This window comes from Paenibacillus sp. FSL R5-0341, from assembly GCF_037975235.1.
GTDB lineage: Bacteria > Bacillota > Bacilli > Paenibacillales > Paenibacillaceae > Paenibacillus > Paenibacillus amylolyticus_A.
Map to the genome: position 1 here is coordinate 5,455,965 of NZ_CP150241.1, position 16,647 is coordinate 5,472,611.

Below are 16,647 nucleotides of genomic sequence, written 5' to 3' on the forward strand. Positions count from 1 at the left end.
AACTGGAAGAAATATGGATATGACCAAAAACCCTCCGGCACTACTGGCCTGGGGAGGGTTCTAATTCATTTATTCGATCGACACTTTGGTGACGTGTTCCCACTGTCTTAACTTGGATACCAGGCCCACTGTTTTGAAATCATGCGGTACCTGGACATGCAGCACAATCTCAATTTTCCGTTCAACCGATATCATCTCTGCATAAGCGAGATCCTGTTCATTCACGGTTATTTTACGAATTTTAATCTTCTCCTGCTCCATACATGACGACAGCTGTTCCAGGAAACCGGGTTCTGACAAGGTATGAAGTGTAACGACATGCAGTTTATTCCCTCGTAAATATCTTAGCTCTAATTTGTTAAATACCCAGAGATTAAGCAGTACCAGAACGGTAGATACGATAGAGGCAAAGAAGAACCCAGCACCTGCTGCAAGCCCAATGGCTGCAACAACCCAGATTGAAGCTGCCGTAGTCAGTCCAGTGATGGATTTTCCCGTGAAAAGAATTGTACCTGCTCCCAGGAATCCAACACCGGTAATTACAGCTGTAGCCAGACGCGCTGGATCGATCCTTACATTTAATTCATTAGCAAAATCTTTAAAGCCATAAACAGACAACATCATAATCAGTGCAGAGCCAAGACATACCAGAATATGGGTACGCAAACCAGCGGCATGATTGGACCGTTCCCGCTCTAGGCCTACCAGCCCTCCAAGCAGCATGGCCAGTAATAATCGTAATAAAATGTGCCACTCATCAATGAACCAGGGATCGCCCAAAGTCGGTATTCCTCCTCAAAGTTGTTAATATGATTAAAGTTTATTCTTGTGAAAAGTCGTTAATTCCACTCCAGGTGCAATCTGTGTGACTTCCACGGGGTTAAAACCGAATTTGGTATACAGATTCACAGCGGGTTGATTCAGCGTTCCTGTGGAGACGATATAACGTGGAAGATCCGCATGCTGTTCCAACACATACGTCATCAAAGATGCAGCAATTCCCTTGCGAAAGTGATCCGGGTGCACCATCATTCGTGTAATGGTCAGTGTGTTCTCCTCTTCCTCTACTACAGCGACAGCCCCGATAAGCTCTCCGTCATCAAGGATGCAACCGTAAAAGCTCTCCCCACAATCCCGAAGTGTCTCCATCGTATCCATCAAAGGAGGAATCTCCTGAAATCCGATGATTTCGGCTTCCAATCGATAAGCTATATGTTGAAGTCTCCATAACTGCCCCAACGTCTCCAGATCACTAAGTGACAATGGTTGAATGTTCATATCCGTTCCCCCGTCCGAAATACATTTGTCTCCATAATAACAAAAAGAGGCTGTCACAGGGACGAGCCTCTTTCTGTCCGGCCTCACCGGAAGGATTAGCGGTTCAGTACATCTGCAAGCAGTTGGTTGGCAAGAGCTGGATTCGCCTTACCTTTACTTTCTTTCATAACCTGACCAACGAGGAAGCCAATGGCTTTCTGTTTACCAGCTTTATAGTCTTCCACCGATTGAGGATTATTCGCCACAACCTGCTCAACGATCGCAAGAATGGCACCTTCATCACTAATCTGCACAAGCCCTTTCTCTTCAACGATCTGCTGTGGAAGCTTGCCGCTCTCCAGCATTTCCTTGAATACCGTTTTGGCGATTTTGCTGTTAATGGTACCCTTCTCCAGCAGTCCGATCATCTCACCCAAACCTTGGCCTGTCAGTGGAACCTGAGTCACCTCAAGATTGCTCGTATTCAGGTAACCCAGCAAGTCGCCCATGATCCAGTTGGATACGGATTTGGCATCCTGAGTGAATTTCAAGCTATCCTCAAAAAGATCAGCTATAGCCTTGGATGAAGTAATAACCTCTGCATCATAACTAGGTAATCCATAATCAGCCGTGTAACGCGCTTTACGCTCGTCTGGGAGTTCAGGTATCGTAGCCTTGATCCGCTCTTTCCAGGCTGCATCAATATGCAGCTTCACGAGATCCGGGTCCGGGAAATAACGGTAGTCATGCGCCTGTTCCTTACCACGCATCGATAGTGTTTTTCCTTGCGCTTCGTCCCAGCGACGCGTCTCCTGAACTACTTCACCGCCATCATCCAGAATTTCAGCCTGACGATATTGTTCATATTCCAGACCACGCTGAACACCACGGAAGGAGTTCATGTTTTTCAGCTCGGCTCTTGTTCCCAGCTTCTCCTGTCCATGTGGACGCAAACTGATGTTGGCGTCACAGCGCAGTGAACCTTCTTCCATCTTCACGTCCGACACATCGCAGTACTGCATGATTGCACGCAATTTTTCGAGATACGCACGTGCCTCTTCCGGAGAAGAAATCTCAGGCTCGGATACAATCTCCACAAGTGGCGTACCAACACGGTTAAAGTCCACCAAAGAAGCGTATCCGCCATCGATATGCGTGAGCTTCCCTGCATCTTCTTCCAAGTGAAGACGCGTGATGCCGATTCGTTTCGTTTCACCATTCACTTCGATATCAATCCAGCCGTTCTCACCGATCGGTTGATCGAATTGCGAGATCTGATAGGCTTTGGGTGAATCGGGGTAAAAGTAGTTTTTACGGTCAAACTTGCTGACATCAGCAATCGTACAATTCAGGGCCATCGCTGCCTTCATTGCGTAGTCTACGGCCTGACGATTCAGTACAGGCAGTACGCCCGGATGTCCGAGACAGACCGGGCAGGTATGCGTGTTGGGCGGAGCTCCAAAAGCTGTGGAGCAGCCACAGAAAATTTTGGAGTTCGTATGCAACTCCACGTGGACTTCAAGTCCAACGACCGTTTCATATTTAGATGCGGACATTTCTATATTCCTCCGTTCCGGGCAGTCTACAGCTGCGGACGCTGCTTATGGAATTCTGTATTTTGTTCAAATGCATGCGCTACACGCAATACCGTTGTTTCATCAAAGGCTTTACCGATAATCTGCAGGCCGACAGGCAATCCATCCGAGAATCCACATGGAATGCTAACAGCAGGTACACCAGCAAGGTTAACCGGAATCGTCAAAATATCGTTCAGATACATCGTAAGTGGATCATCCACCTGTGAACCCAGTTTGAACGCCGTAGTTGGCGCAGTTGGTCCAATAATCACATCATATTTGGCAAATACATTGTCGAAATCCTGTTTGATCAATGTACGTACTTTCTGTGCTTTCAGATAATAAGCATCATAGTAACCCGAGCTGAGTGCATACGTTCCGAGCATGATGCGGCGTTTCACTTCTGGACCAAAGCCTTGGCTGCGGGACTGATGATACAGATCCAGCAAGTTATCCGGATTGTCAGCACGCACGCCATAACGCACGCCATCAAATCTAGCCAAGTTGGAAGAAGCCTCTGAAGATGCAAGCAGGTAATACGTAGCCACCGCATATTCGGTATGCGGAAGCGACACTTCTTCCCATGTTGCCCCGAGTCCTTCGAGAACTTTCAATGCAGACAGAACCGTCTCTTTCACTTGTGGGTCTACGCCTTCACCAATGTATTCCTTCGGAACAGCAATGCGAAGCCCTTTGACATCACCTGTGAGTCCGCTCAAATAATCCGGAATCTCTACTTTTGCAGATGTCGAATCTTTGGCGTCATAACCAGCAATGGCTTGCAGTACATAGGCAGAATCTTCAACATTTTTCGTCAAAGGTCCAATCTGATCCAAGGATGAGGCAAATGCTACCAATCCAAAGCGGGAAACAAGTCCGTACGTCGGCTTCAATCCAACAACACCACAATACGAAGCAGGCTGTCTGATGGAGCCACCTGTGTCTGATCCGAGCGTGAAGTATGCTTCTCCCGCAGCCACAGCTGCTGCCGAACCACCGCTGGAGCCTCCTGGAACACGATCAAGTGCCCATGGATTACGTACAGGGGAGAAACTTGAATTCTCATTGGAGCCGCCCATGGCGAATTCGTCCATGTTGAGTTTACCGATAGTTACGGTGTCCGCAGCTTTCAATTTCTCGACAACTGTCGCATCATACACCGGGTCGAAATTGCGAAGAAACTGGCTACCGCACGTCGTGCGCAGTCCATTCGTAACGATGTTATCCTTAATACCGACAGGAAGGCCGAAAAGCAAACCTTTCTCCTCGCCGCTCACCAGACGATCATCCAGTTGACGTGCACGAGCGCGTGCTTGTTCTTCATCCAGTGCCAAATACGCCTTAACCTTATCGTCATGCGCGCCAATGTTCTGATACGCCTGATCCACCAGATCGCTGACCGACAGCTCTTTGGCATGCAGCTTGTTATGTAACTCAGGCAACGATTGTTCAAATAAACTCACAGTGTTTGTCCTCCTTCCGGTTATCCGTTATTCCATTACTGCAGGCACTTTAAACTGCCCATCTTCTTCTTCCGGTGCATTGCGCATCACCTGTTCAATGGACAGGCTTTCTTTGGTCTCATCATCACGCATGACATTGCTTACGTGCAGAACGTGAGTGGTGGGCTCGATGTCTTCTGTATCCAGCTCATTCAGCTTTTCTGCATATTTTAAAATCGCGTTCAGCTGACCTGTCAGGGTCTGTTCTTCTTCAGCAGTCAAGTTGAGCCGGGCCAGCTTGGCCACATGCTGAACGTCATTATTCGAAATACTCATTAGCGGATGCCTCCTTCATTCGGTCTGATTCCCGCAACGACCTGAAACGAATCGCTCGTTTAACGGGCTAAAGTCTCAAGATAACTTTTTTCATTATAGGTGAGATAGTTCGACAATTCAATGCAAATGACCTGACTGACTTCCGGGAAGCTAAAAACGAACTTATAAAATAAAAAAGAGCCGGCATCAGCCGACTCTTAAAATTCTAAATCCATGCACGCAGATTAACCTGCTTTATAAAATCCGCCTGTGACATAACATCGTTCGCGGTTTCCTCTTCCTCTTCCACAGCTTGAAAATCTCCGTTCATCAGATGATGAAACAGCTTCTCATTGTGTGTCGCAAGGGCGTAATCTATCAACGCTTCTCGCTCGACCCGCTCAGCTTCCTGCTTCAGCAGAACCTCTTCCAGATCGACGTCGCCGGATGGAACAAAAAAGTTCCGGTTCACCTGCGGCACTCGAAGCACGTAATCGAACGCATTGTCCGGATTCCGGTCATAAGCGATGATGAAACCATATTCCCCCACAGGAAGATTCTGCTCAAACGCATCCGCGACGATGACAACCTTCTCTCCTAATCGCAGCATCGTCTAACCTCCTGGTAGTCTATCTTAATATTTATTTGTATAGTCTACTAGAAAAGAATAGCGATGTCTAGGAATACTAGAATTAAACAACATATTTGTGCAAAATCTTTTTTTCCATTTTTAAAATGATGCTATTTCTGATTTCGTGCACCTGGCTTGTGCTAGTTAATACGACAGGCTCTGCAAGAAACGCTCAATGTGATCAAAAAAAAAATTAAACCCGACAATTTCCCGGGCAATCAGACTTCATTCCGGTAATCTTGCAGCTTGTCGAACCACGGTTGGTTACGGGCTCCGTTTCGTAATACACGACTCGTCCATATATTCTGCTGAGACTTCATCCCTTCACTGGTCACGCTAGGGTTATGTATTGAGGCTCGCTCAGTACCTTTTTCTCTTTTTCCACTTTCTATGATGCGACGGTTTTCTTCAATAATCGGATACTCGACACGCTGTCCCAACAGAATAACTCTTGTTTTCTCCACTTTGATATTCCCCGCTCTCATGATCTACTATTTCTTAAATTTATTATTTCTAAATCAATCTGTACTTGCTGATAACTTGCTTTTGTCTCAAACTGGCTTGTGATGAAGCATATTATGCATCTCTATGTAGGGTAAAACAGGCTGATTCTGTGATAAAAAGGGGCTGAAAACAAAAAAAGAACGCAAACCGGGTATAGACCACAGTCTGCGTGCTTCGCAAGGTTGGGTGTTTCTTGGTAATGCTTCAGTTAGATGATGCCTTAACGCTTGTAACAACTAATTGCTATTCTAATGAAAAAGTTGTCACTTGTCCAGACTTTCTTCACATATCATGTCGGATTATCTTGCGGACACGTAAGGATTGTTCTGTTTCTCATAACCAATGGTCGTTTTGGGACCATGACCTGGATATACTTTCACTTCATCAGCAAAGGTGTAAAGCTTGTTCTGGATGGAATCAATCAGATCCCGTTCACGCCCTCCTGTCAGGTCTGTTCTGCCCACACCCATGCGGAACAGCACATCACCGGCAAACAGGTCGTTATCACAAAGCAAACTTACACTGCCTGGTGAATGGCCAGGTGTATGGAACACTTTAAACGTATGTCCAATCAGATTCAGCTTCTGCCCTTCGTCCATGGCATATTCAGCAGGATCTGTCGAAAGCGGTGGTGTCGCCTGTGGCCAATTCAAAGATCCATTTAATTTCGGGGTTGTAAGCCAGTCACTCTCCAAATCATGAAGATAAACGGGACACCCCTTCAATTTACGGATCTCATCTACCCCACCCATATGATCAAAGTGAGCATGAGTGAGGAGAATGGCTTCGATCTCCAAGTCTTGGATCGCTTTAAGCAGCGGCCCCGGATTCATGCCCGGATCAATAATGACGGCTTTACCCGGATCTTCTCCTTGTAAGAGATACGCATTGGTTTGAAGTGGGCCTAATGAAAACGTACGAATGTTAAGCATATCGGCTTAGTAACCCGAAATCAGTTCACGCAGCTCACGGATAATGGCCGCATGTGACTCCGTTCCTTCCCCATAACGTTTGCCAATCTCTTGACGTGCTACAGCCAAATTTTCTTGATAATCTGCTGCTTCACGATCCGGATTAAGGCGTTTGAATTCAATCATAACTTCCTGTACATGCTGCGGACGAGGTCCCCACTGACCCAATACATGACCACCTGTATCTGCAAAAATAACGACTGGCACGGAACGGCCACCCATCGTCAGGAACTCATCCATCACTTCAGGATGGTTCTCCATAATCAGAACCTCTGTTGGGATTCCTGAGATTTCAAGCGCCTGGAACACAACCGGAATATTACGGACAACATCTCCGCACCAGTCCGCAGCCAGAATTAACACACGCAGATCATCGCGATGGTTCAGGCTCTCAAAGAACTCACGATCCTCTTCGTTCGACCAAGTAAAGCTATCATAGTTAGCCTGGAATTCACTTTGGTTCTTGGTCATACTCTCGATAAAATCTTTCGGTGGCAGACCTTTACCGAATTTGTGAGACAAGTTGGGTTTACCCATGACTAGACACTTCCTTTCTTTTTACGAGCATTCATCCATTTAATAAGTACATAAACGATCATAAGGGCGAGAGCGACAAGCAAAATCGGCATAACATATGGTGCCGCTTTCTCATCAATATGCTTCCATTGATCTCCAAGAATCATCCCTAAATATATAAACAATGCAGTCCAAGGTATAACAGCGAGTGTAGTAAGCAAGATGAATTTGCCTGCGTGCATTTTCGTGATGCCAGCCGGGATGGAGATTGCATGCCTTACCACCGGAACAAAACGCGCCGTGAAAATGACACCTGTACCATACTTGCGGAACCACTCTTCGGAATGGTCGATGTGTTTTTTCTGGATGAGTATGTATTTACCGTAGCGTTCAAGCACAGGTCTGCCGCCATAACGGCCAATCCAGTAAATAAATAATTGGGCAATCACACCGCCGATTGTTCCGAAAATCATAGCACCGAAAAAGTTGATATTACCTTGTGAAACGAGAAAACCTCCATACGCCAGCACAATTTCGCTCGGGATGACTTCCATCATTAATCCAAGCATGATTCCAAAGTAACCAAGACTTTGAATCCAATCGAACAATTGGCCGACAAGGTTATGAATAAAGTCCATCTCAACCCTCTTTCTCCATCCTGATTGGCGGTGCCCCTCCGCACCATGGATGTTCGTCCCTATTTTATCACAGGGCTGTGGACGTTGCTACTTCACTAGGTTGGGGTAGTGTCCCGTTCGCAGCGGTTCGCATATGGTATGGGGAGAGGAGCGTGAGAAGATGTCACACAAGTCAATACCCGGTTCTCCACCGGTCAAACATAAGCAATCCGGTCAAAACCTTCCTTCAGCCAGAGGGATTCGCAGGGCATGCAGCAAGGAATTGTATCGTACAGCCAAAAGGCTAAAAGTGTATGTCTCCCCAGAACGGATGAAGCAGGCGGAAGAATGTTATTACGGTAAGGTGATTACGAATCTGCTCTGGATCGGGGAGAATCGCGATAACCGCAAAAAATTATGTGAGTGGTGGAACACGGATGTCAGTGCAGAGATTGCCGTACTGTGGGAAGTGGATGTTGAACCATTAAAAGAGGCGTTTCAGCATGCATTTGGCGGGTACCGCCTTTAGTAGGAATGGGGGAATGAAAAGCTTCCCTCTGGGTGGAATTCAGGGTCCTCCTCTGGCTTACGGTTGGAGCAGAGCATGGAGCCAACCACTCCAGGGAGCAATGAGCACCACGGTGGGTATTAGCACCACAGGGAGTATGAACATAAACACCGAGTAATTGGTGATGATTAATCCCCACGAGCGGTAACGAATCTGAGGCGTCTTATTCAGGGATTTTAAGCCTCCTTAGAAATCTAAGGAATCTCAGACACGTTATATCGGGATTTTTGGCCTTTTATAACGTTTTTGTCAGGAGAATTGGGAAAATAACTTGTCTGAAGTTCCTTACAATTTAAAAGGAGGAGCTAAAGGCCAAATAAGACGTCCTATGTTCCTTAGAAAATCGGACACCCATCCGCCAGGAGCAGCCCGCTTGGACTTCCAGACTATTTCGACGCTGACATTCATTATTCTATTGCTTGGGTAAGCGTCAAGATTCAGCAGTGATTCAAGGGCTCCGCTTGGTCAACTCTGGAATAAACGGAGGAGAAGCAGAGGCAGAAGCAAACCTGCGCAGGTTCTCTCCATAATCTTGAGCATGTTCTTCCAGTACAAAACGACGATCATTGCGAACGTTTCCTGCTTCCACTTCCTTAGCCAGCAGTTGATAACGTTCATACATCTGTACACCAGCGGCGGCAGTCTGTTGGGCTCGATTCGTGAATCCTGCCTCCCATTCCCGCCGCGCTGCCCTCTCCATCCAGTACAAAGCAGTGGATTGACCGCCGCTATCATACCGATTCAACGCGATCGCTTGCTCAAAATATGTTCCAGCCTGCTGTCCCTCGCCTAATTGGGCTGCCAATCGTCCCAATTCAATGTAAATCTGAGGGTGCATCGGGGAATGGGACAAGCTGTTTAAAAGGAGTGTTTCTGCTTCTCGTCCAGGAAGAGATCGTGCAAGGGATATCACGATATCCGGTCGATTCGGATTAGACTGAAAGGCAGCCATAAGATGCACCTTCTGTGCTGGAGTGCCATCCGGTTCAGACATCGCCTGACGGTACTGCACTTCTGCTACAGCGTATCGGGAGGTCAGCCACACTGTTCCACCAATCCAGAAAAGGATGATCATCACTGTGGATACCCTTATTAGCCGTGCAGTTACTCGCTGAAAAATATGAAAGAAGGATCGCATCGGGACAGTAGATGGACGCGATTGGGTTCTTAGATATCGCAAGAAAAGAGATCTGGATTTAGATCTCGATTTGAATCTGGAGGGAGTGTATTCTACAGTTCCGCCGGAACGTTGGACTCCCTCCGCTTCCCTCTTCAATGCTTCTGCCCAAGCGCCGAGCCAGATGAAGAACATCCAGAATAGTGTGAAGCTCCAGTCAAAGTCCATCGCCCCATGCAGGCCAAAAATAAGCACGGATGGCATGAGCTGCGGTGCAAAATGAACGATGCTTCGCAGGGTGAGGAGAAACCACCCTGCGACCAGCAGGATGCCGATCATGCCCGTGTCTAAGGCGAGATCGAGCAGACCGTTGTGGACCTCGCCTCCGACATAAGGCGAGGATTGAATGGCGCGAAACATGTTGCGCCATGTATCTCCACCGTGGCCGAGCCATGCGGCCTCGGTCCACAGCTGGAGGGCGTCCCGCCAAATCTGTAGGCGGGACACCCCAGTGCCGACACCTGCCGCTAGGCGATCGGCGGTGGAGGCCACGGCTATCAGTGCGGCGGCGGCTCCCGCCAGCACGATGGCCGTCAAGGCAGCGGCGCGCGAAGCCTTGGCGGCGACGCTGTGCCATAGGCGGCACAGCAGCAGCGTGCCGAGCAGCGCAGCTGCCCATGCCCCGGCCAGTGCCAGCAGGCCGGGCACGGGTGCAGGCGCCAGCTGGGCAGCAGCCAGCTGGCGGTACAGCCAGGCCGCGCACGCCAGTGGCGCGGCCGTGGCCAGCAGCAGCGGCAGGCGGGCACCGCGCCGCTGCAAAGCGAAGGCGGCGACCGCGGCGCAGCCGGTCGCCAGCCAAGCGCCGCGCGACTCGCTCAGCAGGAGCGCGGCTTGCGCAGGCATGAGCGGCAGCACTGCCGCGATGAGTCGCCCGGCCGGCACAGGCCGGGCTATGACTCGCGCGGCGGCTGTCAGCCGCTCCAATGCGTACATGCCAACAATGGCCCCGTACGCATTAGGGTACTGCAATAATCCGCCGAGCCGTGCCCCGGCGGAGCTGATCTCGGGGTCAGCAGTCCGCATTACCCCGAAGGGCAGCGGCCATACTCCGCACACGGCTAGAATGCCGCTTAACACAAGCAAGCCGCCTGCCACCTGCCAACCGCAAGCTAACCAACGCGCACCATCCGTGCGCGCAGCCAATACTGCGGTGAGCAGAGTAAACATCGCAAGCAGGCTCCACCGCAGCATTTCATCCATACTGCCCTGTTTACTCACCGAGCCTGCCCATGCATGTAGCCCAAAACAAATCATCATCCCCAGCGGCCACAATACCCGCCACATTCCCGGGATTCGAATCATTCGCCCAACCGTTCGTTCATCTTTCCCTAGCCAATGTACCGTTGACAGGGTTACTTGTTTTCTCGCTTGCCTTTTCTCTTTCTCTTTCTCTGGATGAAAAGCTGCAAGAAATAGCACAACTATAATTAAGATGCTTCCTGCTGCGATCAGAAGGACAGGATACAGATCCACTGAATAGTACAATCCTCGACTCAGACACCCTGCGAGCAGCAACAAAATGGAGAGTATGCCCAGCCCAACAGTCCATAACGACCTTGAATACTGTTCAGATCTCAAGATCCGTGAAAAACGACCTGACCCCTCAGTTTGGATAACTCCATTTGATTGATATGTATCATCTTTTTCATACATATCATCTTTGTTGTATGTATCTTCCCTATGATATGTACGATCTCTACTGTCTCTACCGTCCCTCCTGCCCTCTTTACATAAGTCCCTGTTATCTATATATTCTGTACCCTCTGCATGGTGGTTCCTGTCAGAAGCATGTTCCATCATTTCCTCGCTCGTCCCATGACCTCGTTTGTACCTTGTAATTCCCTTACCCGTTGTCCCTTTTTTCATCCGCTTCCACCCTCCTTCCACCGCTCCATATGCATAACAAAAAGACAGAAGATCCCGATAACGGGTCCTTCTGCCTGATATTATCTGACAGTTATGATGTTGCTTGCTATAACGTATGTGCATTCAGTTGAAGTTTACATTTAGAGACCCTAATTGCAGTATGTCCCTGTATTGCTATTGGCACACTTAGCAAAGGTCGCAATTTGCGGAATCCTGAACGGTTTCTTTGCTCGATTTTGATTTCCCGCTGGCCTGCTTGCCATCGCCAGGAAGCAAATCTGCACAAGCCCGTTCCAAATAGGGATCGGCATGAATGAAATCACGGAAAGCCGTATATTCATTCCACATCTCCGTCACTTCGCCAGCCTGACCGCGAACAGCACGAATCAATATGTTTTTAGGTGTATTCTCCATATCGATGAATTCAAGCAATTGTGTCTTGTATCCCATCAGATCAAGCAGTTTGGCACGAATCCCATCCGTAGCCAGTGCGGAAAAACGTTCCTTGAGGATGCCATGGGACAACAACGGATTCATCACGGAAGCCTCTACCTGGTCAAACAGTTCATGCTGACAGCAAGGGACAGACAGAATAACAGAAGCCCCCCAACGAACTGCCTTCTCCAAAGCGGCATCGGTAGCTGTATCACAGGCATGCAGCGTGACAACCATATCCACTTCGTTCAATTCGTCGTAGTCCGCGATGTCTCCAACCAAAAACTTCAGATCGCCATAATGCAATCGATTAGCCAGATCATTACAGTGTTCAATTACATCTGCCTTTAAGTCCAACCCAATAATCTTGAGTGAACGCCGTTGTTGTACAGACAGATAATGATATAACGCAAAGGTCAGATAAGACTTGCCACAACCAAAATCAACGATGGTCAGTGGACGTCCCTCCGGCAGATGCGGAATAACATCCTGCACCATTTCGAGGAAACGGTTAATCTGTCTGAACTTGTCATACTTACGAGCCAGCACACGACCTTCTTCGTTCATAATACCAAGTTCAACGAGGAACGATACAGGCACGCCTTCTTCCAATACATATTGCTTCTTGCGATTATGCGACAGATCCACCGCAGTCTTGGAAGCAGATTTGGTCAAAATGGATACTTTATATTTTTTGCTGATCAAAATTTGATAGTCTGCCTCGGTCGTACAGAGCAGGCCTTGACGAAACGTCTCTTCGCATAACAAAATCATGCGCTCAGCCGCTTCAGCCGGAGTCAAATTCTCGTGCAGCACTTTGTTGTTATAATGGAATGCAAATTGATAATGCAGCTGATTCTTCAGTGTCACCGGCTTGACTTGCACTTTGGTATACGAGACATTGTCCCGTCTGCGCAGCTGGCTCCAGGTCGCTGTAATCAGCGAATTCTGTTCAAAGATGTCTTGTATAAGCTTTCGCAATGAATCCACGGGGTACATCTCACTTTCGGTTTGATTTGGTCAACCGTTACCATACCACAATTCCGTTCCCTCTCCAAGTAAAGGCAGGTAACAAGCCTTGATCCAATCCATATTTTATGAGTTCATCTCATGACGATTGAGTTCAGCTAGTCCCTCTTCAACTTCGTTCCGTGGCAGACCGCCCTGCTCCAGTTGTTCGTCCGTAAGTTGGCTCAACCTTTCATAGAACGCCTGTACATCATCTCGGTAGCTCACCGGGAATTCACCACCAAGCTGTAGCAGCCTGTACCAACTGTTCTCTGCCTGGTCGTAACGCCCTTGTTGTTCACGATACAGGGCAAGCTGTCTTTCGGTTCGAGCAGGAAGTTCATATTCTTTCGTAAGCCCCAGCACACCCTCCACCCGTTCCGGTGCGTCCAATAACTTGGGATTAGCGCCATGATTCAATGCATACAGGTAAAAATGAAGTGATCTCATCAATCGAATGAGGGCCTCATCCTCTGCGTCCATTCTCTCCTGATCGTCGATGCCTTCCACTCTGGCCTTTTCTTGATAAATATATGCCTCTTCTTCAATTAGCCTGGCGGCTTGCTGTAGATTGTCCACTTCAATCATTCCGCGAAAACGGAACATTTCAATAAAATCCTCCGCTGGCAATGAGTTCAGTAGGGATAGGTTCAATCCAAACTGCCTGCGCATCAGCTCATCCAGTTCGGACAATGCCTCGGTGTGCTTACGCTGCTGTTTGAGCGTGAACACTTTGCCAATTGCCTCTGTCATTTCCTCCATCATGCGGAGCAGATAATCTTTTCTGAACATGCTGTATGCCCCCTCATCATTCGACCCTATGCATCCAATCGTTCTCATAACGTCCCTTTATAGTTATTTTAATTCATGCCATGACAAAAAGCCAAAACAAGACGCGCGCGTCTAAGCTCTGGCCATGAATACACCAAACCCCTGCCTATCCGAAAGGGACGTTGCAGGGGCTCGGCTGGAATGGAACTGGATACTCCTCCACAAGAGAGTAGAGTCATCCAGAAACCAAACTATATTCTAATTTCTAATGAAATCCACATCAATCACTTCATCAATTACTTCGATAATCCAGCCATAAATTGTTTAATGACCTGAATTAACTCTTCTGGAGCTTCATACATGCTCATATGACCTGAACCAGCAATAACCGCTTGCACGATATGTGGCTTGTCACTTGTAAATGTGCGTTCTGGCGGGATAACAGCATCCTTCTCTCCAGCTACCAGCAATACAGGTAATGGTGTGGCTGACAACACATCGCGGCGATCCGGGCGTTCTCGCATAGCAAGTGCAGCGCCAACAGCACCTTGAGGGGCCGTCTGGTAACCAATCTCCTTCACACGTGTGACTTGCTTAGATAAGGAGTCCACATGTTCCGGTGCAAACAAGCCGGGAACCAGTCCATCTACAAAATTCACGATACCTTCGGTTTGAATGGTGGATACAGCGCGAAGACGTTTCTCCTTGGCTTCTTCACTGTCCGGATAGGCTGTGGAATGAATCAGGCCAAATGCATTCAAACGCTCCGGGTGGCGTTGTGCGATCGAAAGCGCAATATATCCCCCCATGGAGTGTCCCAGAAGGACCGCCTTTTCCACGTTCAGCTCATCCATCAGCTGTAACACATCGTTGCCCATCTGTTCGATCGTATAACTTCCTACAGGTGCATCTGTTTTTCCGTGTCCACGCAGATCAGGTACAATACAGCGATAGCTGCGTGCCAGCTCAGGTACGACCTCATCCCAATACGAGGAACTGCCACAGTATCCGTGGAGCAAAATGAGTGCTTCTCCCTTACCTTGTTCGGCATAACAAATCGTCGTTCCATCACACATCACTTTTTCCATATGAATCCCTCTCTCTGCGCGAATTAAATAATTCAGGTTGTATATTATTAAGCCTACGTATCATGAATGAAACGTTTGTCTCCATTTCCATGCTTCAATCGCGGCGTCTGCAATCGTTCGTGACATGCCCATAACCAAGTGAAGCGAGGTCATCTGCAGTATGGAATAAGGCCTTGGTCCATTGGCATTAACCACAGCTGCCACACTGTATTGTCCGACAGGAGGAAGCTTGCCCCCAACCGATTGAGCCGGAATGAGTGGGTTGTTCGAGAGATAGTATGTACTTACGGCATTCTTTGGACCCAGACACGCATCAATCGCTATGATGGCATGGTGTGCAGGAATAAGTGCCAATTTCTTTTCCAGCGTATCTGCATCACAAGGGGAAGACAGCGTGCCAATCACATTCTCCATTCCGCTCTCTTGTAGTAAACTTCCTGTCAGTGGACCCAGAGCATCCCCGGTGGAACGATCAGTACCGATGCAGACAAACGTGATTTCAGCTGGAGAATGAAGTTGAACGATGTTTTTGAAAAATGAAACCAGATTCTCTGCAGGCACGCCTTTGCGGACTTCCCTTCCTTGATGGCGAACCATTTCTCGCTTATACGCTGCCAAGCTGTATTCCCTCCAGTACACTCAGGTTCTCATTAAATCCTGTTGTTGTATCCATCATTGTAACCGATGCTTCGTTTCCCCGCAAAAGCATTGGCCTGAGCACTTCCAATCATGATACAATAACAAGAGTTTCCGATACGGAAGGGATGAACTTAACGATGGATTTAACACAAGCAACAGCAGCCAATATGGAATATATGATTGAAGCGATCAAAACCAAACTTCGGATGGCAAGCGGTGCCGCCATGCAGGCTTCGTCATTCCCACTTGAGAAATATGAAGATCTGTTTGACCTGTATGAAATGATTTTGAGCAAGGAACATCTCAGTATCTCTGAAGTGGAAGCCGTTGCTTCCGAACTGGGTAACCTTCGTAAATCCTAAGCCCAAAAAAAGGACCTGTCTTCCACATCAACGTGGAAACAGGTCCTTTTTCACATGCTTATATCCTTAAGGCAGGTCAACCAAAACAAATTCGGCAGGTTCACTGTCTGTGCTCGTGATTTGCAGATCACAACTTTTACGAATTCGCGCAGCATCCCCCGGCTTGAGGTTGAAATTACCGTCCGAACAATGAATCTCCACATGTCCACTGATCAGGAAAAGATGTGTGCGCCGATCTTCGTGTTGCGGGTACATCAACTTCTTCCCGGATTCCAAATGGGACAGGTAACAGGTTACATCCTGGGAAATAGGCAATGCACCCTCGGTTCCCTCGCCCTCTTGCCCTGATACAATCGGACATAGACGATTCAAATGCTCCTGCGGCTCTACTCTCCGATTCGTATAGGAAGGTTTCAACATACGCTCCGATGGCAAAAACCACATCTGGAGAAAACGTACCGATTCATCCGCTGACGGATTGGTCTCGGAATGTTCAACTCCCGTTCCCGCACTCATCACCTGGACCGTTCCCGGTTCAAGCAATTGTTCTGTTCCCATACTATCTGTGTGCTTGAGTGTGCCTGAGATGACATAACTGACAAGTTCAAGATCATGATGTGGATGTTTCTTAAAGCCTTCTTTCGGCATCAGCGTGTTGTCATTATGAGCCAGCAGACAGCCAAAATGGGCGTTGCTCGGATCATCATAATCCGCAAACGAAAAGCTAAATTCACTGTGTATCCAACCTCGATCCGACGTGTGCCTTTCTTCCGATGTCACCACTTTAATCATGTTCATCCACCTCCAAGGGTTTAGAGCTGCCACATTACCGCGGCAGTCCATGCGTGTATATGAATTGTATAGATGAATACCAGTTGGTATGTCATCTTTACCCGGGGTCCG

18 protein-coding genes are annotated in these 16,647 nt (G+C 48.2%); 2 read left to right on the plus strand and 16 right to left on the minus strand.

Annotated elements, in window-relative coordinates; genetic code table 11:
• Positions 1-69: 69 nt before the first annotated feature.
• The 10 genes from MKX75_RS24565 to MKX75_RS24610 all read right to left on the minus strand — a co-directional run bounded on the left by MKX75_RS24565 (position 70) and on the right by MKX75_RS24610 (position 7,851).
• Entirely contained in the window at positions 70-780 is a 711-nt protein-coding gene (locus MKX75_RS24565) for an MgtC/SapB family protein (protein ID WP_076333552.1), read from the minus strand.
• A 33-nt stretch (positions 781-813) separates the two neighbouring features.
• Complete coding sequence (locus tag MKX75_RS24570) at positions 814-1,278, minus strand: GNAT family N-acetyltransferase (protein ID WP_339167236.1); 465 nt, start codon at positions 1,276-1,278, stop codon at positions 814-816.
• Positions 1,279-1,373: 95 nt separating this feature from the next.
• Positions 1,374-2,813, minus strand: coding sequence for an Asp-tRNA(Asn)/Glu-tRNA(Gln) amidotransferase subunit GatB (gene gatB, locus MKX75_RS24575; protein WP_062836483.1), 1,440 nt, complete (start codon positions 2,811-2,813; stop codon positions 1,374-1,376).
• Positions 2,814-2,839: 26 nt separating this feature from the next.
• A complete protein-coding gene (gene gatA, locus MKX75_RS24580; protein ID WP_036667997.1) occupies positions 2,840-4,297 on the minus strand; it encodes an Asp-tRNA(Asn)/Glu-tRNA(Gln) amidotransferase subunit GatA in 1,458 nt (485 codons plus the stop codon).
• A 27-nt stretch (positions 4,298-4,324) separates the two neighbouring features.
• Positions 4,325-4,612, minus strand: coding sequence for an Asp-tRNA(Asn)/Glu-tRNA(Gln) amidotransferase subunit GatC (gatC, locus tag MKX75_RS24585; RefSeq protein WP_076333553.1), 288 nt, complete (start codon positions 4,610-4,612; stop codon positions 4,325-4,327).
• A gap of 205 nt (positions 4,613-4,817) precedes the next feature.
• Positions 4,818-5,201, minus strand: a complete 384-nt coding sequence (locus MKX75_RS24590; RefSeq protein ID WP_024631336.1) for a hypothetical protein — start codon at positions 5,199-5,201, stop codon at positions 4,818-4,820.
• Positions 5,202-5,440: 239 nt separating this feature from the next.
• Positions 5,441-5,707, minus strand: coding sequence for a hypothetical protein (locus MKX75_RS24595; RefSeq protein WP_186333798.1), 267 nt, complete (start codon positions 5,705-5,707; stop codon positions 5,441-5,443).
• Positions 5,708-6,025: 318 nt separating this feature from the next.
• Positions 6,026-6,658: an MBL fold metallo-hydrolase gene (locus tag MKX75_RS24600; protein ID WP_145152305.1), complete on the minus strand. Its 633-nt coding sequence runs from the start codon at positions 6,656-6,658 to the stop codon at positions 6,026-6,028.
• 6 nt (positions 6,659-6,664) lie between these two features.
• A complete protein-coding gene (locus tag MKX75_RS24605) occupies positions 6,665-7,234 on the minus strand; it encodes a thioredoxin family protein (protein ID WP_017692292.1) in 570 nt (189 codons plus the stop codon).
• A gap of 2 nt (positions 7,235-7,236) precedes the next feature.
• Entirely contained in the window at positions 7,237-7,851 is a 615-nt protein-coding gene (locus MKX75_RS24610) for a DedA family protein (protein ID WP_145152307.1), read from the minus strand.
• A 160-nt stretch (positions 7,852-8,011) separates the two neighbouring features.
• Between MKX75_RS24610 and MKX75_RS24615 the strand changes: the two genes are divergently transcribed.
• Positions 8,012-8,359, plus strand: coding sequence for a dehydrogenase (locus MKX75_RS24615; RefSeq protein ID WP_339167238.1), 348 nt, complete (start codon positions 8,012-8,014; stop codon positions 8,357-8,359).
• A gap of 487 nt (positions 8,360-8,846) precedes the next feature.
• Here the strand turns inward: MKX75_RS24615 and MKX75_RS24620 are convergent, their stop codons facing one another.
• From MKX75_RS24620 to yyaC, 5 genes are all read right to left on the minus strand, one after another.
• Entirely contained in the window at positions 8,847-11,441 is a 2,595-nt protein-coding gene (locus MKX75_RS24620; RefSeq protein ID WP_339167239.1) for an O-antigen ligase family protein, read from the minus strand.
• A gap of 186 nt (positions 11,442-11,627) precedes the next feature.
• Entirely contained in the window at positions 11,628-12,875 is a 1,248-nt protein-coding gene (locus MKX75_RS24625; RefSeq protein WP_339167241.1) for an SAM-dependent methyltransferase, read from the minus strand.
• 96 nt (positions 12,876-12,971) lie between these two features.
• Entirely contained in the window at positions 12,972-13,676 is a 705-nt protein-coding gene (locus MKX75_RS24630) for a DUF6483 family protein (protein WP_339167243.1), read from the minus strand.
• Between the two features lie 275 nt (positions 13,677-13,951).
• Positions 13,952-14,743, minus strand: coding sequence for an alpha/beta hydrolase (locus MKX75_RS24635; RefSeq protein ID WP_076333560.1), 792 nt, complete (start codon positions 14,741-14,743; stop codon positions 13,952-13,954).
• Positions 14,744-14,803: 60 nt separating this feature from the next.
• The gene (gene yyaC, locus MKX75_RS24640) at positions 14,804-15,361 is read right to left on the minus strand and encodes a spore protease YyaC (RefSeq protein ID WP_339167245.1); all 558 of its coding nucleotides are present in this window, start codon (positions 15,359-15,361) and stop codon (positions 14,804-14,806) included.
• 158 nt (positions 15,362-15,519) lie between these two features.
• Here yyaC and MKX75_RS24645 point away from each other — a divergent pair, with 158 nt between their 5' ends.
• A complete protein-coding gene (locus tag MKX75_RS24645) occupies positions 15,520-15,744 on the plus strand; it encodes a DUF1128 domain-containing protein (RefSeq protein ID WP_017692283.1) in 225 nt (74 codons plus the stop codon).
• Positions 15,745-15,810: 66 nt separating this feature from the next.
• Here the strand turns inward: MKX75_RS24645 and MKX75_RS24650 are convergent, their stop codons facing one another.
• Complete coding sequence (locus MKX75_RS24650) at positions 15,811-16,536, minus strand: pirin family protein (RefSeq protein ID WP_339167247.1); 726 nt, start codon at positions 16,534-16,536, stop codon at positions 15,811-15,813.
• Positions 16,537-16,647: the final 111 nt, after the last annotated feature.